Source organism: Scandinavium sp. (genome assembly GCF_036271055.1).
Classification (GTDB): domain Bacteria; phylum Pseudomonadota; class Gammaproteobacteria; order Enterobacterales; family Enterobacteriaceae; genus Scandinavium.
In genome coordinates this window covers 1-24503 of sequence record NZ_DATBBJ010000073.1, presented here as the reverse complement: position 1 = coordinate 24503, position 24503 = coordinate 1, and the positions used below count along the sequence as shown (strand labels likewise).

Here is a 24503-nt window from a genome sequence, read left to right as displayed (position 1 = left end):
AAGCTTTCCAGCTGAAAAGTTGAGCAAGTGTAGTTGATGCGCAAAAGGATTGTGCGCCCGGTGAGCAGGATGTCACCGGGTGCAGAACGGGATTAACCGAGAGTTTTGAAGGCTTTGATACGTTGCAAGTGCGGAGAAATATTCTTGAATTTATGCGTCTGCACTTCATCCCAGATAATTTCATAGTAATGATGGAGCAAGTCGGCAGAACGCTGGCTATTCAGCGCCTCATCCTGACGGGAAAGCACCGCCAGACAGCGATCGCGATTCTTCTCGCGGAAATTACTGACGCACTTTGTACCGATGTCAGCATACTCTTCCGGGCGGTCAATCTTCCCTTCCATGTTCTCTTCCGGGAACAGATTGGGGTTGAAGATCACCTGACGAATGTCGCACAAGAAGCCAATTCGCTCGGCCCAATAGCCGCCGAGGCCAACGCCGCAAATCAACGGACGCTCGTCCGCGCTCAGCTGCAACATCTTGTCGACTTCTTTGAGCAGATGCTGCATGTCATGTTTCGGGTGACGCGTGCTATAGCTTATCAGGCGAACATCCGGATCAATGAACTGCAGTTGCAGCACTTTTTCGTGATTTCCGGGGCTGTTCGAGTCGAAACCGTGCAAATAAATTATCATTCCATCCTCACAACACTGCCAATCCCGTTTCGGGAGGTTATTGAGCGGCTTTATGGGCCTGCCAGCGTTCGTGCAGTTCATTCAGCTGCGCGCTGACCGTCTTCCAGCGAGCGGAATCCATCAGCTCCTGACGGGTAAATGAACCTTTATGATACAATTTCGTAACACGTTCTGCTTTGATCGGTGACAGGTTATCCAGCACGCTGACTGCGCCTTTACGATTATTGCAGACCAGGATCATATCGCAACCTGCGTCGAGTGAAGCCTGACCACGTTCCGCGTAGCTGCCCATTATGGCCGCGCCTTCCATCGACAGATCGTCAGAGAAAATCACACCGTCAAAGCCTAGCTCTCCGCGAAGCACGGTTTTCAACCAGTGCGGCGAACCGCTGGCCGGACGTGGGTCTACGTCGTTGTAGATAACATGCGCAGGCATAATCGCATCAAGGCGATTTTCAGTGATCAGCGTCTGGAACACCGCCATATCTTTGGCGCGTATCTCCGCCTCTGCACGCGGATCGTGCGGCGTTTCTTTGTGAGAATCTGCCGTTACCGCGCCGTGACCCGGGAAATGTTTCCCGGTGGTTTTCATGCCAGCATCATGCATGCCGTCGATGAAATGACGCGCCATCGCTAGCGCTTTCTGCGGGTCCGCATGATAAGAACGTTCGCCAATCGCGGCGCTGATGTGACCGACATCCAGCACGGGTGCGAAGCTAATGTCGATATCCATGGCGATCATTTCAGATGCCATTAACCAGCCCGCCGCTTTCGCCAACTCGCCGCCCTGCTCCATTCCCAACAGTTCGGCAAAAGATTGGGCTGCAGGTAGGCTAGTGAAGCCTTCACGGAAACGTTGCACGCGCCCACCTTCCTGATCGACCGCGACGACTAAGTGGTTTTTTGATGCACTGCGGATTTGACGAACCAGCTCACGCAACTGCGCCGGATCGTGGTAATTACGGGTGAACAGGATCAACCCGCCAACCAATGGATGCGCCAGAATCTCCCGTTCCTCTGCATCCAGTTCATACCCTTCAACATCTAACATCACTGGGCCCACATTTGCCTCTCTTATCCTTTGTGCGAAAACTGACGCCAGCCTGCATCGGCCAGCGCAATAAATTGTTGGTCGCCGGTCTGTTGCCAGCGATATTCATACCAGGTGGTCATCAACATCTGCGTCCAAGGCTGCCATTTTTTGACCTGTCGGGCCAAAACATCTTCGTCCAGATGGGCGACTCTGGCATACGCCGTGATCAATGCCGCCTGTTGTTGAGCCGTTTCCGTCCACACCGCAGCCAGTTCAAGGGCGATATCCCCGTCTGCGGCATATTCCCAGTCAATCAGCCTTAACCCTGCTGACGTATCAATAATGTTGCCCGTATGAACATCCATATGCAACGGGGCCAGCCGCAGCGGTTGCGGTTCACCCAGCCGTCGCAGCCGTTTCAACGCACGGAGCCAACGTAGCGTGCGCCGTCGTGGGGAGCTGAACTGCCAGTAGCGTTCCAGCAAAGGTAATAATGATACCCGCCAGCCGAAGTTTTTTTGCTGATGCAGATGATACAACAACGCCGCCGTGGCGTGTGCATCCGGGAGTGTGGGAGGGATCGCACCCTCAAGAAATTCAACCGCCATCCAGCCAGGGAAATAGCCTAGTGGAGCCGGTGCCAGCGAGGCAGGCAATGCGCTGAGTGCGCGATACTGACGCAGGAAATAAAAATTAGGGGCCGAGGGATCGTGATGCTTGCGCAGCACTATGCGATGCCCCTGACGTTCAATAATGGTGCTTCCCCCACTCAGCCCCGCCGTAGCGGAGTGAGCAAGGGGTTGATAGCCGGGAAAGTAGCGTGACAGGCATTCGTCACGCGAAAGATTACTGTTGCGCAACCGCACCTTTACCTGACCAAAGGATCTCGCCGGTCTGAACCATCATCAACTGCATAGAAAGCGTCGGTGTATTAACGTTGCCCGTCGCGTTGGAATAAAGCACATACTGAGCGCCAACGGTACGCGCCAGGCCCATGGCTTTATTGCGGGAACCCAGACTGTCCTGCGCCGAAAGCCCCAATTGCTGCTTGGCGACGGCAAGCTGTTCAGACGACACAAGGGTAAATTTGTTGTTGCCTTTTAATGCGCTCGCCAGCGCTGTGGTCGCTTCTGCCGTATTCAGCGAGCCATTGGTCCGGTTATTCACGTTATCGACCAACAACACGCTGCCAGCGGTTACGCCATCAGCCTGCAACATTTTGCCGACCAGTGGCTGTGCGGCACCGTTCCAGTCGTAATGACGAACACGCGGAGCGGGCTGTTCCGGTTGGACAGTACCGCTTTCAATCGGGCCTGGTTGGGCAGGAACCGTCGGCACCGCCGGAACTGTCGGTGGAGGCGTTTGTGGCTGTTCTGGCGTTGGTTTTGCTTCTTCTACCGGTGCTGGCTGTTCACGGTTTCCCACGCAACCGGCCAGGAAGACAGCAACTGCCGCGATAACTGCATAGCGACTCAATTTATTCATGACTTTTTTACCCCTCAAAGATAAAGATAAAGCCGGACTTTATGCGCACCCAGACTGTTTGCGCTGCCGTAAAGCGTGACCGAAGACCGTCCCGGGATAGTCACCGTACGCGGGGCTTCCAGCGGATGCATTTCCAGTCCTCTGGCGTCATACCAGTAAAAACGATAATGGATAGTGACCGGCATGGTTCGTTCGTTATAAAGCGGTGAGGATGCCGTTGCCTGAATCTCAGAGGTGGTGAGTTCGGGTTTATCGGCGCTGATCCCGGAGGCCAGCACATTGGCTTCCATCACCAGCGTTTGTTGTTCGCCCACCGGGATTTCCGGATGGGATCCGCAGCCCGCAAGTAACATCCCCGCCAGCAGAGCGGCAATTCGGCCACCTTTCATTTGATTATCCTTTATGCGCCAGCATCGGGCCCAATGCGCGGCCACCGAGCAGGTGCATGTGAATATGATAAACCTCCTGACCGCCGTGGCGATTACAGTTGACGATCAGGCGATAACCGTCGTCAGCAATGCCTTCATCGGCGGCAATCTTTGCGGCAACCGTCATCATGCGCCCTAACGCCAGCTCATGTTCCGTCTTAACGTCGTTTATCGTTGGGATCAGGATGTTAGGAATAATAAGGATATGCGTTGGGGCCTGTGGCGAGATATCACGAAAGGCGGTCACCAGTTCATCCTGAAAAACAATATCCGCCGGAATTTCGCGACGAATGATTTTGCTGAAAATCGTTTCTTCTGCCATGGCTTGTTCCTTTTTATAAATTACCGTATGACGCAGGTCGTCATCTGACAACGTAAGAGTATGAGCGACTTACTTCATCTCTTTCAACCTGAACGCTCTTTTTTCTTCATCATTAATGTATTTTTGCTGCTTGCTTGAACACTCCTTTCCCTCACACGCCTTTGCGCTGACTGAAACAAAGTTTCAAATGTCCCCTTACATTTGTTTACACCGATAATATGAATGCGTATATTTCGCATTTGCATTTCCATGCAATAAAACCGCAACAATAACAACAGCCAACATAAGGGTTTACTGATGTCTTGCACTTTTGACACCAGGCATAAGCAGCAAAGACTGCTCGCCTCACCATCACTGCTCGCCGCTTGTATCACCTTCGCTTTACTGCCCACAGCGGTTCATGCAGCAGAAAAAAACAATGAAGAAACTATCGTGGTTGAAGGCGCTGACGACAGCGTTTCTGATAATGCTGAGGCTCAGGACTACAGCGTAAAAACCACTACCACCGGAACAAAACTGTTGCTGGTTCCGCGCGATATCCCGCAATCCGTGAGCGTTATTAGCCAGCAGCGTATGAAAGATCAGAACCTGCAAACCATCGGCCAGGTGTTGACCAACACGACCGGCGTAACGGCACAGGTTCAGGACAGTGACCGCACAGTGTTCTATTCTCGCGGTTTCTTCGTCAGCAACTATGCCTATGACGATTTGCCGACGTCGATCAGCGAAGTATGGAACTTTGGCGATACCGCCACCGACACCGCGATTTATGACCGCATCGAAGTCGTACGCGGCGCGACGGGCTTGATGAGCGGAACAGGTAATCCGGCAGCTTACGTCAATATGGTACGTAAACACGCCGACAGTCGTGAATTCCAGGGCAATGCCAGCGTCAGCTACGGCAGTTGGGATAAACAGCGCTACGTTCTTGATTTGCAGGCACCGCTGGTGGAATCGGGTAACGTACGCGGACGGGTGATTGCCGGTTATCAGGACAACGACTCATGGATGGATAACTATCACTATCGCAAAAAATTCCTGTACGGCGTGATCGATGCTGACCTCACCGACAGCACCACCCTTTCACTCGGTTATGAATACCAGGAAAGCAATACTGCCGATCCGACCTGGGGCGGCCTGCCAACATGGTACGCCGACGGCAGCAAAACCCATTACAACCGCAGTGACACCGTAGCGCCGGACTGGGCTTATTCCGACAAAGACAGCACCAAAGTCTTCGCCAACTTTACCCAACGCTTTGATAATGGCTGGGAAGCGCACATCAACGGAATGCACGCCGACACTAACTTCGATAGCAAAATGATGTACATGTACGGCTATCCGGATAAAGAAACCGGCAACGGCATGGTCGGTTACGGCGGCTGGAACCGTGGTGAGCGCAAGCAAGATGCAGTAGATGCCTTTGTTCGCGGCGGTTTTGAACTGTTTGGTCGTCAACATGAAATGATGGTTGGCGGCAGCCTCAGCCAGCAACGAAATCACTACGATAACTCACTGCCAGATTCACTGTATGCCATGGTTGATATCGGCAGCTTCAATAACTGGAACAGCAATATCGCCGATCCACAATGGACCCCGTGGAAGCTCTACAGTAAAGACGATATCAATCAATCTTCGGCTTATACCTCAGCCCGCTTCTCGTTGGCTGATCCGCTGCACTTAATTCTCGGCGCGCGTTACACCAACTACAACATCAAATACAACCCGGCAGGAGCGCCGGATACCCGTCTGGAAAGCACCAAAGACGACATTACACCTTATGCGGGGCTGGTGTATGACATCAGCGAAGACTGGTCTGCGTATGTCAGCTACACCAACATTTTCCAGCCGCAGGACAAGCGCGATGCCGACGGCCGCTATCTCGATCCCACCACGGGCAAGAGTTACGAAGCAGGCGTTAAAGCCGACTGGTTTAACACGCGTCTGACGACATCTCTGGCAGTGTTCCGTATCGAACAGGATAGCGTTGCCAACAATACCTACACCTATCTGCCGAGCGGTGAGTCCATTTACGAATCGCTTGATGGTGTCGTCAGCCAGGGTGTGGAATTTGAACTGAACGGCGCACTAACCGATAACTGGCAACTGACATTCGGCGCGACCCGCTACGTGGCAGAAGACAAAGACGGCAATGCGGTCAGCTCCGATCAGCCGCGTACCACATTGAAACTGTTTACTCGCTATCAGTTGCCGATGCTGCCAGAACTCTCCGTGGGTGGTGGCATGAACTGGCAGAATAAAACCTGGGCCAATGTGAGTGACGGTCCGAGCGGCCGTGATTATATCGATCAGGGCAGCTACGGCCTGGTTAACCTCTTCAGCCGCTATCAGGTCACGAAGAACTTTGCCCTGCAGGCCAACGTGAATAACCTGTTCGACAAAGAGTATTACGACTACGTGGGTTCCTACCTCGTGTACGGCGCGCCGCTGAATTTCTCGGTGTCCGCCAGCTACGATTTCTAATCAATCAGACAATAAAAAAGGCAGCCATTCGGCTGCCTTAGTCTCCCCAACATCACGTCTTAGCTGTTGCGGATGTATTCATCCATTTCGGTTTTCAGGTTATCGGATTTAGTACCGAAAATAGCCTGAACGCCGGAACCTGCAACGACCACACCTGCCGCACCCAGTTTTTTCAGGCCTGGCTGGTCAACTTTTGCCACATCGGCAACGCTGACACGCAGACGCGTGATACAGGCGTCGAGGTTAGTGATGTTTTCTTTACCGCCGAATGCCGCGATCAGAGCCGGAGCCATTTCGCCGCTGGCAGTTGCGCCTTTGGAATCTTCGCTCGCGTCTTCACGACCTGGGGTTTTCAGATCCAGTGCTTTAATCAGCACACGGAACACGGTGTAGTACACCGCTGCGTAGCACAGACCCACGATTGGGAACAGCCACAGCTTGCTGCTGTTACCGGACAGAACGACAAAGTCGATCAGGCCGTGCGAGAAGGACGTACCGTCACGCATACCCAGCAGAATACAGATTGGGAATGCCAGACCAGCCAGAATCGCGTGGATGATGTACAGGATCGGCGCAACGAACATGAACGAGAACTCGATTGGCTCGGTGATACCGGTCAGGAACGAGGTCAACGCTGCGGAGATCATGATGCCGCCCACTTTCGCACGGTTCTCAGGTTTTGCTGAGTGCCAGATAGCGATCGCAGCAGCTGGCAGACCGTACATTTTGAACAGGAAGCCGCCAGACAGTTTGCCTGCAGTTGGGTCGCCTGCCATGTAACGTGGGATGTCACCGTGGAATACCTGACCGGCTGCGTTGGTGTATTCACCAATCTGCATCTGGAAAGGAACGTTCCAGATGTGGTGCAGACCGAATGGTACCAGGCAGCGCTCAATGAAGCCGTAGATACCGAACGCGACAACCGGGTTCTGGTAAGCAGCCCACTGAGAGAAGTCCTGAATAGCTGTACCAATTGGTGGCCAGATAAAGGACAGTACAACGCCGGTAAAGATAGCCGCGAGACCGGAGATGATCGGTACAAAGCGCTTGCCCGCGAAGAAGCCCAGATACTCAGGCAGCTTGATGCGGTAGAAGCGGTTGAACATATACGCCGCAATCGCACCGGAGATGATGCCGCCGAGAACACCGGTATCAGCCAGGTGTTTTGCTGCGATCTCTTCAGCAGGTAAATGCAGAACCAGAGGCGCAACCACCGCCATGGTTTTCACCATGATGCCGTACGCGACAACGGAAGCCAGGGCTGATACGCCATCGTTATTGGTAAAGCCGAGGGCTACACCGATAGCGAAGATCAGTGGCATGTTTGCGAAAACAGAACCACCTGCTTCAGCCATAACATGAGAGACGACGGCTGGCAGCCAACTGAAGTTTGCAGAACCGACGCCCAGCAGGATACCTGCGATAGGCAGTACGGATACTGGCAGCATCAGCGATTTACCGACCTTCTGCAGGTTAGCAAATGCATTCTTGAACATATTGAGAGTGCTCCTGAGTATTTGTGCTTTTTTTTTACGCTTCACGCATTGGCGAGGGGGGAGAACCTTGCCGTATACAGGACATCTAAGTGTCCTTTTATTTATTACGCAGAGTAAAATAATTCGATTTGTTTTTGTTTGATAACCATCACACTTCGGTTAGCAAATCCTGAAAACCTTGCACTATTTTACAAAAGTTGTTTCTGTTGGTTACAAAGAGAGTGTTCACCACCCCTTTTGCGGCGGTGAACTTTACTCGCTTTGATTATTAATTACGAGCTTTAAAATAAGCTGGCTAATCAGGCAGATTGCAGGCGGGCGGGGTCTATATGGAACAGCGTGGCGAAGTTTTCGGTGGTCTGCTGCGCCAGTTTTTCGAGCGTAACCCCTTTCAGTACAGCCATATACTCTGCGACATCACGCGTCATCGCCGGCTGGTTCTCTTTCCCGCGATGCGGAACAGGCGCCAGATACGGTGAATCAGTCTCGACCAGGATTCTATCCAGCGGGACATAGCGCGCCGCTTCGCGCAGTTGTTCTGCATTACGAAACGTCAGAATGCCAGAGAACGAGATATAAAAGCCCAGATCGAGTAGTTTCCCCGCCGTCTCTGTGTCCTCAGTGAAACAGTGTAGTACGCCACCGCAATCCGTCACCTTTTCATCACGCAGAATCGCCAGCGTATCTTCGCGGGCATCGCGGGTATGCACGATCACTGGCTTATTCAGTTCACGGCCAATGCGGATGTGATCTGCAAAAGATTCCTGCTGACGGACTTTAGTTTCCGGCGTGTAATAATAATCGAGACCGGTCTCGCCCATCGCCACCACGCCCTCTTCTGCCGCCATCCGACGCAGGTCTTCTACCGCGTAGGCTTCGTCCTGATTGAGCGGATGAACGCCGCAGGAGAACACCACGTTATCGCGCTGCCCTACTAAATCGCGCATCGAGCGGTAACCCGGCAACGTCGTCGCCACGGCCAGGCAGAACTTCACATCCCGCGCAGCGGCTTTCGCCAGTACATCGTCCACATTTTTATGCAGCGATTGATAATCCAGGCCATCAAGGTGGCAGTGTGAGTCGACTAAAAGCATATTGTTTCTCTTAAGAAATGTACGTCTTACGGATGGGGGATCGGTAACCGGCTTGCGGATTGCAGCCAGTGCTCCCAGCGTAATAAGCGATCGTTGAGCATCAGTTCACGGTTAAGGCCAGTTACGTTGAGCAGTTGTTCACGGCACTCACAGGCATCGTGCGTCATCGCCTGTAACCGCGCAGCGGAAAGGTGACTCGCCACCCGCTGCACCAGCGCCCATGCATCCACATTGGTCAAAAGCGTTATACCCTGCTGGAGTTTCTGTGCATCCAGCAGTAGCGATGAAAGCCAGTAAAGGCGCTCCGCAACCTGATCATGATTAAGAACAGGCAACAGTGACAACCAGTCGCCGCTTTGCAGTGCCGCATCAAGCGCAGCGCAGAGTTGCTGGCGTGGCGCAAAACGCGATTCTGCCAGCAGTTCCAGCGCGGCAGCGGGTGCGCCTGCCGTTAAGCGTAGCGCTGTCAGCAGGTTTTCTTGTGACGTTGTCACCTCCCTGCCAAGCCACGCCATGCCATAGTTTTCAGCCGGAGGTGCCAGATGGAAATGACGGCAGCGACTTCGTAATGTGGCCAACAGACGCGCGGGCTCCTCGCATTGCAGGAAGAACCACGTATTTTCTGGCGGCTCCTCAAGCGTTTTCAACAGGGCATTGGCCGCCGCTTCCGTCAGCAATGCCGCATTGCTGACCCACACCACTTTAGCGCCACCCAAGCGGGCATGCTCATAGAGCTTCTCAGTGATTTCGCGCACTGCATCGACGCCGAGGGTGTTTTTGCCTTTTTCCGGCACTAAATGGTAGTAATCCGGGTGTGTTCCCGCCTGCATCAGTTGGCAGCTGTGGCATTTTCCGCAGCTTTTCTGTCCGTCAGGCGTGTGGCACATTTGAAAGCGTACCAGCGCATAAACCAGCGCGTCCGCACCCATGCCCGGCAGAGCCTGGACTAACAATGCATGATGGCCGCGTCCGGACTGATAGCTTCCGACCAGTTGTTCAAACGGTGGGCGCAACCACGGATACCATTTCATGCGCCCTGCTCCTCAACCCAGGTTTTCAGCGTACTGCGGATAGCCTGTGCCACGCTTTCCAGTGACTGGGTGGCATCAATGGTACGAATGGAAGGATCCTGCGCTGCCAGCTCAAGATAACGGGCGCGGGTACGGTGGAAGAAGTTAAAGGACTCTTGTTCGATACGATCCAGATCGCCACGCGCGCGCGCGCGTTTAAGGCCCACTTCCGGCGTGACATCCAGATACAACGTCAGGTCCGGACGGAAATCGCCCAGCACCGCATCACGCAAAGTGGCGAGCAAATGTTGATCGATACCGCGACCGCCGCCCTGATAGGCCTGTGTCGACAGATCATGCCTGTCGCCAATCACCCATTTGCCTTCTGCCAGTGCCGGTTTAATCACCGTATCAACGAGCTGCACGCGCGCCGCATAAAACATCAGCACTTCCGCTTTATCCGTGATGACCTCATCACCGACAGATTTAATATCCAGCACCAAACTGCGGAGCTTTTCCGCAAGCACCGTACCGCCCGGTTCGCGGGTAAACACCAGTTCACGCACACCCATCTGCTCGAGGGTTTCCACCACCAGATTACGCGCGGTGGTTTTGCCTGCGCCTTCCAGGCCTTCGATGACGATATACTTACTGTGCATTTTTTTCCTTAAGTGCTTTCAGGTAATCCTGTACTGAACGATTGTGGCTCGCCAGATTGGTGTTAAACGAGTGACCGCCTTTACCGTCGGCGACAAAATAGAGATACGGCGTTTTTGCCGGATGCGCTGCCGCGTTAAGCGACGCTTCGCCCGGAGTTGCGATCGGTCCTGGCGGCATACCGGCAATCACATAAGTATTGTACGCCGTTGGTGTCTCAAGATCTTTGCGGCTCAGCTTGCCATTATAGCTCTCACCCATGCCGTAAATAACCGTCGGATCGGTTTGCAGACGCATGCCAATCCGCAGGCGGTTGATAAACACTGAAGCCACTTTGTCACGCTCACCGGCAACAGCAGTCTCTTTCTCAATAATCGAGGCCATCGTCACCAGTTGGTTTTGATTTTGATACGGCAGGTTATCCGCTTTGTCTTTCCACGCGGCTTCCACAGCATTGACCATTTTCAGGTGGGCGCGCTTAAGGATCTGCAAATCGGTGGTGTTAGCGGTGTACATCCAGGTATCCGGCCAAAACCAGCCTTCAACCCAGTCTGCATGTTCCATTTTCAACGCTTCTGCGAGCGTTGCATACGAATCATCTTTCAGCGTGTGTTTGACGTACGGCGCTTCACGAAGCTGTTTGAGATAATCGCTGACCCGCATACCTTCGATAAAGCGCAGTGGGAATTGAGCCTCTTTCCCGCTAGCGAGCAATTGCAGCATTTCGCGCACGCTCATCCCCGGCGTTAAACGATAGGTCCCGGCTTTGAAGTGCGACAACTCTGGCTCGACACGAAGCAACCACTGGAACACACGCGGGCGATTAATGACTTTCTCAGCATAAAGCGAATCACCCAGCACCAGACGGCCCGTACCCGCTTTAAGGGTAAAGATGGTTTCATCTTTAATCAGGATTTTGCTGTTCGCGAGCTCGCGGACTTTCCACATTCCAACGCCTGCGGCAACCGCAAACGCCACTAACAGCAGGAGGACAAATCGAAACATTTTCTTCATGACTTATTCGATGGCTCACAAAGGGGGGCTAAAAATTCAAACAACTCGCGTGAAAGATAGCGAGCGTCAGCAAATTGATTGACGGGAACGACGGGCATTAACGCGTTGCACACCAGCACTTCATCAGCCTGGCGAACCGCCTCTTCCCGCGCATTGATTTCGACAACGCGAAACCGACTTTGTGCCAGCAAAGCAAGACAGTGCTGACGCATGATGCCGTTGACGCCAGCATGATCCAGGCGCGGCGTAAAAACAGTATCGCCTGCTCGCCAGAATAAATTCGCCGCACAGCATTCCGTAACCCACCCATCACTGTCAAGCACCAGGGCGTCTTCGGCATCGGTCTGTTCCAGATGCGCACGGACCAAGACTTGCTCCAGGCGATTCAGGTGTTTTATACCTGCAAGCATCGGATTGCGCCCAAGTCGAACCGGACTCAGGGTCAGGGTTATACCCTGCTGCTGCCAAAGGGAATAGTGCGCGGGTGCTGGAGAAACCGAGAGGATCCGCGTCGGATTCTGGCAAGCTGCAGGGCTATACCCTCGCCCACCGCTACCGCGTGTCAGAATCACTTTCAACACCCCGTCGTGATGCTTTTGCGCCAATGACAGCATCTCATTGCCGAGCATCGTCCACTCGTTAAAGGGGATCATTAACGCACGACAAGCCGCCTGCAAGCGCTGGAGGTGTTTTTCAAAAAACTCAGGGGTGCTGTTGCGTATACGAGCGGTCGTAAAGCAGCCATCGCCAAACTGGACACTGCGGTCGTTGGCGGCGAGCGAATCCTGTTCCACACCATTAATCAAGAACATAGCGGCTCCTTATCAGTGGCCCGTTAGTCTGGCAGGGGGAACGGTGATTCTCAAGAGGAGAAACCTTAAAGAAAAGGCCTGCATGGCAGGCCTTTTTCATCGAAAACGGAGCATCAGACCTTTTTAAAGATCAGCGACCCGTTGGTGCCACCAAAGCCAAAGGAGTTACACAGTGTGTACTCCATGCCGCTGACCTGACGCGCTTCGTGCGGAACGAAGTCGAGGTCGCAGCCATCTTCCGGGTTATCCAGGTTGATGGTTGGCGGAACAGCCTGATCACGGAGCGCCAGAATCGAGTAAATCGACTCAACAGCACCCGCAGCACCAAGCAGGTGACCGGTCATAGATTTGGTGGAACTCACCATGATGCGGCTCGCCGCGTCACCAAACACGGATTTCACCGCCTGCGTTTCGGCGATATCGCCCGCTGGCGTGGAGGTTCCGTGCGCGTTGACGTAGCCAATCTGGCTCGGACTGATACCCGCATCGCGAATAGCATTCACCATTGCCAGTGCAGCACCTGCGCCGTTTTCTGGCGGAGAGGTCATATGGTAGGCATCGCTGCTCATACCAAAACCGACAACTTCTGCGTAGATTTTTGCACCACGCTTTTTCGCGTGTTCGTACTCTTCGAGCATGATAATGCCCGCGCCGTCACCCAGCACGAAACCATCACGATCTTTGTCCCATGGACGGCTTGCAGCCTGTGGGTTGTCATTGCGGGTCGACAGCGCACGCGCTGCACCGAAACCGCCTACACCCAGTGGCGTACTCGCTTTTTCAGCTCCACCCGCCAGCATGGCATCAGCATCGTTATAGGCAATCATTCGTGCCGCATGACCGATGTTGTGTACACCAGAGGTGCACGCCGTGGCGATAGAAATACTCGGGCCGCGAAGACCAAACATGATGGTCAAATGACCGGCCACCATGTTAACAATCGTAGACGGGACGAAGAAGGGGCTGATCTTACGTGGGCCGCCATTAACCAGAGAACTGTGGTTTTCTTCGATGAGGCCAAGACCGCCAATGCCAGAGCCAATTGCAGCTCCGATACGTGTCGCGTTCTCTTCCGTCACTTCAAGGCCAGAATCCTGCATGGCCTGCCAGCCTGCAACAATTCCATATTGGATGAAAGCATCCATCTTGCGTTGTTCTTTACGCGAGATGATGTCTTCACAGTTAAAATCCTTTACTAAGCCAGCAAATTTCGTTGCATAGGCGGTAGTATCGAAATGGTCGATTAGGCTGATGCCGCTCTGACCGGCAAGGAGAGCTTTCCAGGTAGACTCTACGGTATTGCCGACAGGAGACAACATGCCAAGTCCGGTCACAACTACACGACGCTTAGACACGCTTGTCCTCCAGGGAGGGATAAAAAAGAGAGATGTGGGACTAAAAGATAAAACTCAGGCGGTCGAATGACCGCCTGGAGATGTTCACTTACGCCTGGTGACCGTTGATGTAATCAATGGCAGCCTGAACGGTGGTGATTTTCTCAGCTTCTTCGTCCGGAATCTCAGTATCAAACTCTTCTTCCAGAGCCATTACCAGCTCAACGGTGTCAAGAGAATCAGCGCCCAGGTCTTCAACGAAGGAAGCATTGTTGGTAACTTCTTCCTGCTTAACGCCCAGCTGTTCGCCGATAATTTTCTTAACGCGTTCTTCGATAGTGCTCATACTCTTAAATTTCCTATCAAAACTCGCTTTCGCGATGGTTTTCGTAGTGTATAAAATGTTGAAAAATTTGCAACTAAATCCCGGCAGGTCATACCACGATTTTACGCTATTTTGAGGGTGTTTGCCCTAATAACGCAAATCATTTTGCACGAAATATTACTCAGAAGCGCACAGACTGTGCGGATCCTGAGCTTTTTGTGCAAACTACGGTCAGACCATGTACATTCCGCCGTTAACGTGCAGGGTTTCACCAGAGATGTAACCTGCTTCGTCAGAAGCTAAGAATGCAACCGCACTGGCGATTTCTTTTGCATCGCCGAGACGACCCGCAGGAACTTGCGCCAGAATACCCGCACGCTGATCGTCAGATAGCGCACGCGTCATGTCCGTTTCAATAAAGCCCGGAGCAACAACGTTCACAGTAATACCGCGGGACGCGACTTCACGCGCCAACGATTTACTGAAACCAATCAAACCCGCTTTCGCCGCAGCGTAGTTGGCTTGACCAGCATTTCCCATGGTACCCACCACAGAACCGATAGTGATAATACGACCATGACGCTTCTTCATCATAGCTCGCATTACCGCTTTTGACAGACGGAAAACTGATGACAAGTTGGTTTCGAGAATATCGTTCCACTCATCATCTTTCATTCGCATTAACAGGTTATCACGAGTGATCCCGGCATTATTAACCAGAATATCCACTTCACCAAACTCTGCACGAATATTTCCCAGAACAGATTCGATAGATGCCGGGTCGGTCACATTCAACATCAGACCTTTACCGTTCGCACCTAAATAATCGCTGATGGCCTGAGCACCGCTTTCGCTGGTAGCTGTACCGACAACTTTCGCGCCACGGGCGACGAGAGTTTCAGCGATAGCGCGGCCAATGCCGCGACTTGCACCAGTAACCAGTGCAACTTTTCCTTCAAAACTCATGGTTTTGCTTTTCCTCTTTTTATTGCTCAAGCGCCGCTGACATTGCCGCAGGCTCGTTAATGGCCGAAGCAGTCAGGGTGTCAACAATACGTTTTGTCAGGCCGGTGAGGACTTTACCCGGGCCCACTTCATACAGGTGTTCAACGCCCTGGGAAGCCATAAACTCAACGGTTTTTGTCCACTGTACCGGGCTATAAAGTTGACGAACCAGCGCATCGCGAATGGCGTCTGCGGCGGTTTCGCATTTCACATCGACGTTATTGATAACCGGAATCTGCGGTGCGTTAAACGTGATAGTTGCCAGTTCAGCAGCCAGTTTCTCAGCAGCAGGCTTCATCAGCGCGCAGTGAGACGGCACGCTAACCGGCAATGGCAGCGCACGTTTTGCGCCTGCGGCTTTACACGCAGCACCCGCACGCTCAACGGCTTCTTTATGGCCTGCGATAACAACCTGCCCCGGGGAGTTAAAGTTCACCGGAGAAACCACCTGCCCTTCGGCAGATTCTTCACACGCTTTAGCGATAGAGGCATCGTCCAGACCAATGATAGCAGACATGCCACCCGTGCCTTCAGGGACCGCTTCCTGCATGAATTTACCGCGCAGTTCAACCAGGCGTACTGCATCGGCGAAGGCGATTACGCCTGCACACACCAGCGCAGAATATTCGCCGAGGCTATGACCGGCCAGTAATGCAGGTGCTTTACCGCCCTGCTGTTGCCACACGCGATACAACGCGACAGAAGCGGTTAACAGCGCAGGCTGAGTTTGCCAGGTTTTGTTCAGTTCTTCAGCCGGACCCTGTTGAGTCAAAGCCCACAGATCGTAACCCAGCGCTGCAGAGGCCTCAGCAAAAGTTTCTTTGATAACCGGATAAGTCTCAGACATTTCAGCCAACATGCCGACAGTCTGAGAACCTTGTCCTGGGAACACAAATGCAAATTGCGTCATCTTATAATCCTTAATTAGAAACGAACCAGCGCAGAACCCCAGGTGAACCCGCCGCCAAAGGCTTCGAGCAACACCAGTTGACCGGCTTTGATACGCCCGTCACGCACGGCTTCATCCAGTGCACAAGGTACAGAAGCGGCCGACGTGTTGCCATGGCGATCAAGTGTCACCACAACGTTGTCCATCGACATACCGAGCTTCTTCGCCGTTGCGCTGATAATTCGCAGGTTAGCCTGGTGCGGAACCAGCCAGTCCAGTTGCGAACGGTCAAGATTGTTTGCGGCCAGCGTCTCTTCTACGATGTTTGCCAGCTCTCTCACCGCGACTTTAAACACTTCATTCCCTGCCATTGTCAGGTGAACGCTGTTTTCCGGGTGAACACGATCGGCATTCGGCAGGGTGAGCAATTCACCGTAATTACCGTCAGCATGCAGATGCGTGGAAATAATCCCTGGTTGCTCAGAAGCTCCCAGAACGACAGCGCCTGCGCCATCGCCAAAAATAATGATCGTGCCGCGATCGGTCGGATCGCAGGTACGAGCCAGCACATCAGCGCCGATCACCAGCGCATGTTTCACTGCGCCAGATTTTACGTACATATCCGCTATGCTCAGCGCATAGGTAAAACCAGCACAGGCTGCGGCAACGTCAAACGCCGGGCAGCCTTTAATGCCCAGCATAGACTGGATCTGGCAAGCCGCACTTGGGAAAGCATGGGTCGCTGAGGTGGTCGCAACCACAATAAGGCCAATCTGTTCAGCATCAATGTTAGCCATTTCCAGCGCGCGTTTCGCGGCTTCGAAGCCCATTGTGGATACAGATTCATCTGGCGCGGCAATACGACGCTCACGGATACCTGTGCGCGTGACAATCCACTCGTCAGACGTATCTACCATTTTTTCCAGGTCGGCGTTCGTACGCACTTGTTCAGGCAGATAGCTGCCGGTACCTATAATCTTCGTATACATGTACGCTCAGTCTTTTGGTGGTAATACAGATTCGAGGCGAGCGGCGATCCGCTGTGGGACCTCACGCTGCACCGCCTGCACTGCCTGTTCAATCGCCACGCTAAATGCGCGCTGATTGGCTGCACCATGACTCTTAATCACCGTGCCGCGCAATCCTAACAGACAGGCGCCATTATACTGGTCGGGGTTGAGGTGACTGAATCGCCGTGAGAGGCTTTTTTGTAACCAATGTTTCAAAATTTTCAGCCACCACGGCCGCTTTTTCCCCTCTCCCTGCGATTTCAGCAAAGAGAGAAACATTCTGACAACGCCTTCCATGGTTTTCAATGTGACATTTCCGGTAAAGCCGTCACACACCAACACATCTGTTTTACCGGTCAGTAATTCGTTGGCTTCGAGATAACCAATATAGTTGATGGAAGAAACATTTTTTAGCATCGTCGACGCATCACGGATGCTCTCATGCCCTTTGTTCTCTTCCTCACCAATATTGAGTAGCGCAACGCGAGGTTTTGTAATGCCGACTACTTCTTCGGCCATCACTGCCCCCATCACCGCAAACTGCACCAGCATTGTGCTGTCACAATCTACGTTAGCGCCTAAATCGAGCACCACGGTTTTGCCCTTTTGCTGATGCGGCAGAATCGTCACCAGCGCCGGACGCTCAATCCCGTCAATGGGTTTGAGCAATAATTTTGCGAGTCCCATCAGTGCCCCGGTATTTCCAGCACTGACACAGGCCTGCGCCCTTCCCTCTTTCACCAACTCCAGCGCAATACGCATAGAGGTGCCACGGCTATTGCGAATAGCCTGAGCCGGACGTGCATCACTGGCAATAACTGACTGGGCAGGGATTATCTGCAGACGTGAACGTTGTTCGAAGTCAGCTTTGGCGAGTAATGGCGTTATGGTGTCGGTGTCACCGACGAGAAGAAGTGAGAGTTGTGGGTTAGCGTGCAGTGCCTGCAGTGCTGCAGGCACCGTCACGGAAGGGCCAAAATCGCCCCCCATGACATCTAACGCTAAGGTCAGACGTGTCAAGGTTTCGTCGCCGCTCGGCTCGGTGTCTCCCCGCTTACGCGGGGAAATCCTCACTAAGCTTCATCACGCTTGCGCGTGATTACTTAGCGATAACCTTGCGACCGCGGTAGAAACCGTCGGCAGTCATGTGGTGACGCAGGTGTTGTTCACCAGAAGTCTTGTCTACAGACAGGCTGGTAACTGCAGTCAGCGCGTCATGGGAACGACGCATGCCACGTTTGGAACGGGTTGGTTTATTCTGTTGTACGGCCATGGACCTTACTCCTCAATTACTTACGCTTTAAGCTGGCTAATACGGCAAATGGATTTGGCTTTTGCGCATCTTCAGGCAATTCACCAAAAACCATGTCCGCGTCGGACACTTCACAGTGTTCAGAATCATGCACCGGAACTACAGGTAAAGAGAGAATGATTTCATCCTCTACTAAAGCCCGCAGATCGATTTCACCAAATTCGTTAACCTGAATCGGTTCATACGCTTCCGGGAGTGCTTCGGCCTGTTCATCATTTTTGATCGGGCTGAAACAATACGTTGTGTAGACGGCATGTGGGAACGGTTTCCCGCAGCGCTGGCACTCGAGAGTCACCGCAACCTTTGCATCGCCTTTAAGAACGGCGAGACGCTGGTTGTCGATGGCGAATGTCATATCGCATTCCACGTCGCTGTCCACACTGACTACAAACTCGGTAAGACGCTCTACCTGTTCCGGGGTGTAGACACCCAGGTAATCAAGGCGTTTTTGAGCCGTACGAACCGGATCAAGAGTCAGGGGTAATTTTACCTTTTGCATAGGGCGCGCATATTAACTTTGTAACGACTTAGAGTCAAAGAAAAAGGCCGTAAAACGGCACCTTTCACCAATATTCGCTTCCTCAGCGGCGGACAGTTTAAAATGCCTACTCTATTTACGCTACGGTTTACGAAAAAAATTATGCAAAGACTCCTGCTTGCCTCCACCTCGACCTACCGCAAGATGCTATTGGAAAAACTGCATCTGCCTTTTATCTGTGATGCTCCCCAGGTCGATGAAGCCCCACTGGCCGGGGAAAGCGCCGAAGCGCTGGTGCTGCGATTGGCAACGGCAAAGGCCCAGGCATTGGCCGCCGCCTACCCCGACCACCTGATTATCGGCTCCGATCAGGTCTGCGTGATCGACGGTAAAATCACCGGAAAACCACACACCGAAGAAAATGCCCGCGCGCAATTACGCCAGGCCAGCGGCCAAAGGGTCACTTTTTATACCGGCCTGGCGTTATACAACAGCCATAGCCGACACCTGCAGGTGCTTTGCGAACCCTTCCACGTGCATTTCCGCGCGCTGAGTGACGCTGAAATCGCCGCCTATATTCGCCTTGAGCAACCGCTCAACTGTGCAGGCAGCTTTAAAAGCGAAGGTTTGGGCATCGCGCTGTTCGAAAAACTGGAGGGGCGGGATCCGAATGCGTTGATCGGCCTGCCGCTGATCGCGCTACTGGAGATGCTGCGGGCTGAAGGCATCAACCCGCTGGCATAAAATACGGTTTACTGCGGTTTGGACTGCTTGCGCAATACCTGCAGGCAGTGGCGCAACTCTGCGTCCATCGGTGCTTCGATACGCATGGTTTCGCCGGTGCCCGGATGTTCGAACCGCAACGCCGCTGCGTGCAGGAACAAACGTTTGAGGCCGGTGCCAGCCAATTGGCGATCGAACTCACGATCGCCATAACGATCGTCAAAGGCTATTGGATGGCCGGCGTGCAGTGCGTGAACGCGGATCTGGTGAGTACGCCCGGTGATCGGGCTGGCCTTGACCAGCGTCGCATGCTCAAAACGCTCTTCCACCTTGAAGCGGGTTTCCGATGGCTTGCCTTCACTGCTGACACGCACGATGCGTTCACCGCTCTGCAGAATGTTTTTCAGCAACGGTGCCTGCACCGCTTTGCAATGCGACTGCCACTCACCGCGTACCAGCGCCAAATAATCCTTCTGCATCCCTTTCATGCGAAGTTGCTCATGCAAAGAGCGCAGCGCAGAACGTTTTTTTGCCACCAGCAGCACGCCAGAGGTATCGCGGTCCAAACGGTGAACCAACTCCAGGAAGCGGGCTTCCGGACGCAACGCACGCAGGGCTTCGATGACGCCAAAGCTCAGGCCGCTACCGCCATGCACCGCCGTGCCGGAAGGTTTATTCAGCAACAGCAGGTGGTCATCTTCATACAAAATGCAATTGGCCAACGCGGCCACTTTATCCAGTTTGGCCGAGACCGGCGCTTCTTCACGCTCGGCAACACGCACCGGCGGCACACGTACCACATCACCGGGCGCCAGCTTGTACTCCGCCTTGATACGTCCTTTATTAACGCGCACCTCGCCCTTGCGCACGATGCGATAAATCATGCTCTTCGGCACGCCTTTCAGGCGGGCAAGCAGAAAGTTGTCGATTCGCTGACCGGCTTCGTCGTCAGAAATCGTGATTAGTTGTACTGCAGGAATGTTCGTTTTCATGGGGCAGGATTCTAAATAGAGCGCGTAAATAGCGCCACTTCTTTTTATGTGCTTAACTGTCTCTCTGACTGCAGGCGAAATCCCAGCGAACAATAAGGCAGCAAGCCGGTTTGAACGTTTGCGATTTCTACCGCAGTTAAGGAAAAGTCACCTTGCTATAACAGTATCAGCAGTGGAATAATGCGTTTACTTTCCACGTTGATTCTCGTTAAACAGGGAAAACTGTGGAATTATAAAGTTTGTCTGATTGCACAAAAACGCAGCAATGGCGTAAGACGTAATGTGAAATCAAACAATTAGCGGGCTGCGGGTTGCAGCTTGGCCGGCAAACGGAATCAGATCTGTCGACGTAAATCAGAGGCTATTCCCCTAGTAAAAGTGCTGTTTTTCACAAAGAAATACAGGCTTACCGAGATAATGCGCCCCTATGCAGGCGACAACCGTGAGGTTGACGGCTTTGCGAGAAGACACGGGGTTTTCGGTTTTAATCCGGCCATGAGGTTATTTTGCCCGCAGCTTTGTCGATAATGTAAAAATAACGAGTAAGTTAAGATGAAAAGAATGTTGATTAACGCAACTCAGCAGGAAGAGTTGCGTGTTGCCTTGGTAGATGGACAGCGGCTGTATGATTTGGATATTGAAAGTCCGGGTCATGAACAGAAAAAAGCGAATATTTACAAAGGCAAAATCACTCGTATAGAACCAAGTCTTGAAGCAGCGTTCGTTGATTACGGCGCCGAACGACATGGTTTCCTCCCTCTTAAAGAAATCTCTCGCGAATATTTCCCAAGTAACTACTCTTCTCATGGTCGCCCAAACATCAAAGATGTGCTGCGCGAAGGCCAGGAAGTGATCGTTCAGGTTGATAAAGAAGAACGTGGTAACAAAGGCGCAGCCTTGACCACCTTCATCAGCCTGGCCGGCAGTTATCTGGTGCTGATGCCGAACAACCCACGTGCCGGTGGTATTTCACGCCGCATTGAGGGTGACGATCGCACCGAACTGAAAGAAGCACTTTCTTCCCTGCAACTGCCAGATGGCATGGGTCTGATTGTTCGCACCGCGGGCGTGGGCAAATCTGCCGATGCGCTGCAGTGGGATCTGTCATTCCGCCTGAAGCACTGGGAAGCGATTAAAAAAGCCGCTGAAGGCCGCGCTGCGCCATTCCTGATCCATCAGGAAAGCAACGTTATCGTGCGTGCATTCCGTGACTATCTGCGCCCGGACATCGGCGAAATCCTGATCGACAATCCAAAAGTTCTCGATCTGGCCAAAGAGCACATCGCTGCCCTGGGCCGTCCGGATTTCAGCAGCAAGATTAAACTGTACAGCGGCGAAATCCCGCTGTTCAGCCACTATCAAATCGAATCCCAAATTGAATCCGCTTTCCAGCGTGAAGTTCGCCTGCCTTCCGGCGGTTCGATCGTTATCGACTCCACCGAAGCGCTGACCGCTATCGACATCAACTCCGCGCGAGCAACCCGCGGTGGCGATATCGAAGAGACTGCGTTCAACACCAACCTGGAAGCAGCGGACGAGATCGCTCGCCAGCTGCGCCTGCGTGACCTTGGCGGCCTGATCGTTATCGACTTTATCGATATGACCCCGGTTCGCCATCAACGTGAAGTGGAAAACCGTCTGCGTGACGCCGTCCGTCAGGACCGCGCACGTATCCAAATCGGTCGCATTTCCCGTTTCGGCCTGCTTGAGATGTCGCGTCAGCGCCTCAGCCCATCACTGGGTGAATCCAGCCATCACGTCTGCCCGCGCTGTAACGGCACCGGCACCATCCGTGATAACGAATCGCTGGCACTTTCCATTCTTCGTCTGATCGAAGAAGAAGCGCTGAAAGAAAATACCAAAGAAGTTCACGCCATCGTGCCAGTCCAGGTTGCCTCTTACCTGCTGAACGAAAAACGTGAATCGGTGAGCGCGATCGAAAAACGTCAGGGTGGCGTGAAAGCGATCATCGTGCCGAACGATCAGATGCAAACCCCGCACTACTCGGTACTGCGCGTGCGTAAGGGCGAAGAAACACCAACCCTGAGCTACCTGTTGCCGAAACTGCACGAAGAAGAGATGGCCCAGCCGCTGGAAGATGCACCGATGGAGCGCAAGCGTCCGGAACAACCGGCACTGGCTTCATTCTCTCTGGCTGCAGACGCCCCACCACCTGCAGAAGAACCTGTTGTGGCTCAAGCTACCGTCGCCGCTACTACTACCAAACAACCCGCGCCAGCCGCTGCCAAGCCGGGCCTGTTGGGCCGTCTGTTCGGTGGTCTGAAAGCGCTGTTTGCCGGTGAAGAACAACCGGTTGTCGAAGCCAAGCCTGTAGTTGAGGCGCCGAAGTCTGAAGGCAACGGTGAAAACCGCCGTCAGGATCGTCGTGGTCAACGTCGTCAGGGCACCGGTCGTAAAGATCGAGGTGAGCGCGGAGAACGTGGTGAGCGTGGCGATCGTCCAGAACGTGGCGAGCGTAAAGAGCGCGGTGAAGGTCGTGATAATCGTGAGCCGCGTGAAAATCGCGAACCTCGCGACAACCGTGAAGGCCGTGAAACACGTGAAGTGCGTGATGAACAGCGTCGTAACCGCCGCAATGCGCCACAAGCCACTGCTGCCGTAACCGAAGAGCCGCTGTCTGAAGAAGCCGCCAAGGCACAGCGCGAAGAGCAACAACAGCGCCGTGACCAACGTGCCGATCGCCAGCGTCGTCGTCAGGAAGAGAAACGTCAGGCTCAGCAGGAAGTGGCCGCGCTGGAAAGCGTAGAAACCGCAACCCCTGCCAACGCCAGCGTTGACGAAGATCTCGAAGAACGTCAGATGCAGAACATGCAGCGCCGTCAGCGTCGTCCTCTGTCGCAGAAAGTTCGCGTGCTGTCTGCGGAAGAAGAACTGCATCGTGCAGCGGAAGAACTGCTGGCGCCAAAAGCACCGGTAGAGAAAGCCCAGGACGTGAAGCCTGCCCAGGTTGAAGACAGTGTTAAACTGCTGCCGGAAACCCTTGAGGCACCGGCCGAAGATGATGCACAGGACAACCGCGCTAATGGCGAAAACGGCATGCCACGCCGTTCACGTCGTTCTCCGCGCCACCTGCGTGTTAGCGGTCAACGTCGTCGTCGTTACCGTGACGAGCGTTACCCTACCCAGTCCCCAATGCCGCTGGCAGGTGCTTTCGCCTCTCCAGAAATGGCTTCCGGCAAGGTATGGGTGAGTTACCCTGTCACACAAGCCGCGCAAGTGATTGAAGAAGCAGAAGTTCAGACTGAAGCTGTTGAGATCGCCGCCGACAACGTCATGGCACAGGAAGCCGTCAGCGTAGCCGCTCCGGTTATTGCCCAAGCCGTTGCGCCAGTGAGCGAGCCAGAAGTTGTGACTCCGGCAGAAGAACCAGCCCAACCGGTTGTTGAAGCCGCTGAGCCGGTCATCGCTGCCCAGGCAGAAGAAACTCCACCAGCACCGGTTGCTGAAGCGCCTGCAGTACCTGCAGTAGTAGAAGAAACCGCGGTGGTTGAAGCGGCACCGGTGGTAGAGGAAGCCCCTGCGGTTGAACCTGCCCCAGTGGTTGAAGAAACGCCAGTCGTTCCAGCAGCAACCGTTGCGGAAGAAACTGTCGCTGGACCCGCTCCGGTGTTCGTTGAGCCCGTCGTTGAAGCCGCACCAGTGCAGGAAGTTGCTGCCCCGGTAGTGGTCGAAGAAAAAGCGCCGGTTGTGCAACAGCAACCAGCGCCGGTGCAAGATGTGCTGTATAAGCACATCGCCACTGCGCCAATGACCAAGGCTCCTGCGCCGGACTATGTACCGGAACAGCAGCAGCAAAGTGATTGGCAGCGCCCTTCCTTCAACTTCGAAGGCAAAGGTTCTGCGGGTGGTCATGCGGCAGCAAACCAGGCCACCGCACCGGCAACCAAACCGCAGCCGGTTAACGATTAAGTTAATCTGCTCCGATAAAAAAACCCGCCAATCGG

24 protein-coding genes are annotated in these 24503 nt (G+C 53.6%); 3 read left to right on the top strand and 21 right to left on the bottom strand.

Annotation, left to right across the window (positions count from 1 at the left end; genetic code table 11):
* Positions 1-92 precede the first annotated feature (92 nt).
* The 6 genes from ycfP to hinT are packed head-to-tail and all read right to left on the bottom strand — an operon-like array spanning position 93 to position 3903.
* Positions 93-635: an alpha/beta hydrolase YcfP gene (gene ycfP / locus VH187_RS13815; protein ID WP_329702025.1), complete on the bottom strand. Its 543-nt coding sequence runs from the start codon at positions 633-635 to the stop codon at positions 93-95.
* 37 nt (positions 636-672) lie between these two features.
* Positions 673-1698: a beta-N-acetylhexosaminidase gene (gene nagZ, locus VH187_RS13810; protein WP_329702024.1), complete on the bottom strand. Its 1026-nt coding sequence runs from the start codon at positions 1696-1698 to the stop codon at positions 673-675.
* Positions 1699-1709: 11 nt separating this feature from the next.
* Positions 1710-2534: a thiamine kinase gene (gene thiK / locus VH187_RS13805; RefSeq protein WP_329702023.1), complete on the bottom strand. Its 825-nt coding sequence runs from the start codon at positions 2532-2534 to the stop codon at positions 1710-1712.
* On the bottom strand, positions 2515-3144 hold the full coding sequence (lpoB, locus tag VH187_RS13800; RefSeq protein WP_329702463.1) for a penicillin-binding protein activator LpoB: 630 nt from the start codon (positions 3142-3144) through the stop codon (positions 2515-2517). Before lpoB ends, thiK begins: the two co-directional genes overlap by 20 nt.
* Positions 3145-3167: 23 nt before the next feature.
* On the bottom strand, positions 3168-3542 hold the full coding sequence (locus VH187_RS13795; RefSeq protein WP_329702022.1) for a YcfL family putative periplasmic lipoprotein: 375 nt from the start codon (positions 3540-3542) through the stop codon (positions 3168-3170).
* 4 nt (positions 3543-3546) lie between these two features.
* Positions 3547-3903 (bottom strand): purine nucleoside phosphoramidase, encoded by a 357-nt coding sequence (hinT, locus tag VH187_RS13790; protein WP_329702021.1) that lies wholly within the window; start codon positions 3901-3903, stop codon positions 3547-3549.
* A 297-nt stretch (positions 3904-4200) separates the two neighbouring features.
* On the opposite strand from hinT, the gene fhuE reads away from it, so the two are divergent.
* A complete protein-coding gene (fhuE, locus tag VH187_RS13785; RefSeq protein ID WP_329702020.1) occupies positions 4201-6387 on the top strand; it encodes a ferric-rhodotorulic acid/ferric-coprogen receptor FhuE in 2187 nt (728 codons plus the stop codon).
* A 59-nt stretch (positions 6388-6446) separates the two neighbouring features.
* On the opposite strand, the gene ptsG is transcribed toward fhuE, so the two are convergent.
* From ptsG to yceD, 14 genes are all read right to left on the bottom strand, one after another.
* A complete protein-coding gene (ptsG, locus tag VH187_RS13780; RefSeq protein WP_329702019.1) occupies positions 6447-7883 on the bottom strand; it encodes a PTS glucose transporter subunit IIBC in 1437 nt (478 codons plus the stop codon).
* A 299-nt stretch (positions 7884-8182) separates the two neighbouring features.
* Positions 8183-8977 (bottom strand): metal-dependent hydrolase, encoded by a 795-nt coding sequence (locus tag VH187_RS13775; RefSeq protein WP_329702018.1) that lies wholly within the window; start codon positions 8975-8977, stop codon positions 8183-8185.
* Positions 8978-9003: 26 nt separating this feature from the next.
* Complete coding sequence (gene holB / locus VH187_RS13770; RefSeq protein ID WP_329702017.1) at positions 9004-10008, bottom strand: DNA polymerase III subunit delta'; 1005 nt, start codon at positions 10006-10008, stop codon at positions 9004-9006.
* Entirely contained in the window at positions 10005-10646 is a 642-nt protein-coding gene (tmk, locus tag VH187_RS13765; RefSeq protein ID WP_329702016.1) for a dTMP kinase, read from the bottom strand. The genes holB and tmk overlap by 4 nt, the downstream gene beginning before the upstream one ends.
* Positions 10636-11658, bottom strand: a complete 1023-nt coding sequence (gene yceG, locus VH187_RS13760) for a cell division protein YceG (protein ID WP_329702015.1) — start codon at positions 11656-11658, stop codon at positions 10636-10638. The genes tmk and yceG overlap by 11 nt, the downstream gene beginning before the upstream one ends.
* Complete coding sequence (gene pabC / locus VH187_RS13755; RefSeq protein WP_329702014.1) at positions 11655-12470, bottom strand: aminodeoxychorismate lyase; 816 nt, start codon at positions 12468-12470, stop codon at positions 11655-11657. Before pabC ends, yceG begins: the two co-directional genes overlap by 4 nt.
* Positions 12471-12583: 113 nt before the next feature.
* Positions 12584-13825, bottom strand: coding sequence for a beta-ketoacyl-ACP synthase II (gene fabF, locus VH187_RS13750; RefSeq protein ID WP_329702013.1), 1242 nt, complete (start codon positions 13823-13825; stop codon positions 12584-12586).
* Positions 13826-13913: 88 nt separating this feature from the next.
* Complete coding sequence (gene acpP, locus VH187_RS13745) at positions 13914-14150, bottom strand: acyl carrier protein (protein ID WP_000103754.1); 237 nt, start codon at positions 14148-14150, stop codon at positions 13914-13916.
* A gap of 210 nt (positions 14151-14360) precedes the next feature.
* Positions 14361-15095, bottom strand: a complete 735-nt coding sequence (fabG, locus tag VH187_RS13740) for a 3-oxoacyl-ACP reductase FabG (protein ID WP_329702012.1) — start codon at positions 15093-15095, stop codon at positions 14361-14363.
* A gap of 19 nt (positions 15096-15114) precedes the next feature.
* Positions 15115-16044: an ACP S-malonyltransferase gene (gene fabD, locus VH187_RS13735; protein ID WP_329702011.1), complete on the bottom strand. Its 930-nt coding sequence runs from the start codon at positions 16042-16044 to the stop codon at positions 15115-15117.
* Between the two features lie 14 nt (positions 16045-16058).
* On the bottom strand, positions 16059-17012 hold the full coding sequence (locus tag VH187_RS13730) for a beta-ketoacyl-ACP synthase III (protein ID WP_329702010.1): 954 nt from the start codon (positions 17010-17012) through the stop codon (positions 16059-16061).
* A 6-nt stretch (positions 17013-17018) separates the two neighbouring features.
* Positions 17019-18053, bottom strand: a complete 1035-nt coding sequence (gene plsX, locus VH187_RS13725) for a phosphate acyltransferase PlsX (protein ID WP_329702009.1) — start codon at positions 18051-18053, stop codon at positions 17019-17021.
* 79 nt (positions 18054-18132) lie between these two features.
* Positions 18133-18306, bottom strand: coding sequence for a 50S ribosomal protein L32 (gene rpmF, locus VH187_RS13720; protein ID WP_329702008.1), 174 nt, complete (start codon positions 18304-18306; stop codon positions 18133-18135).
* A gap of 16 nt (positions 18307-18322) precedes the next feature.
* A complete protein-coding gene (yceD, locus tag VH187_RS13715) occupies positions 18323-18844 on the bottom strand; it encodes a 23S rRNA accumulation protein YceD (protein ID WP_329702007.1) in 522 nt (173 codons plus the stop codon).
* A 141-nt stretch (positions 18845-18985) separates the two neighbouring features.
* Between yceD and VH187_RS13710 the strand changes: the two genes are divergently transcribed.
* A complete protein-coding gene (locus VH187_RS13710) occupies positions 18986-19567 on the top strand; it encodes a Maf family protein (protein ID WP_329702006.1) in 582 nt (193 codons plus the stop codon).
* 8 nt (positions 19568-19575) lie between these two features.
* On the opposite strand, the gene rluC is transcribed toward VH187_RS13710, so the two are convergent.
* On the bottom strand, positions 19576-20538 hold the full coding sequence (gene rluC / locus VH187_RS13705) for a 23S rRNA pseudouridine(955/2504/2580) synthase RluC (RefSeq protein ID WP_329702005.1): 963 nt from the start codon (positions 20536-20538) through the stop codon (positions 19576-19578).
* A 552-nt stretch (positions 20539-21090) separates the two neighbouring features.
* Between rluC and rne the strand changes: the two genes are divergently transcribed.
* Positions 21091-24468, top strand: coding sequence for a ribonuclease E (rne, locus tag VH187_RS13700; protein ID WP_329702004.1), 3378 nt, complete (start codon positions 21091-21093; stop codon positions 24466-24468).
* Positions 24469-24503 lie beyond the last annotated feature (35 nt).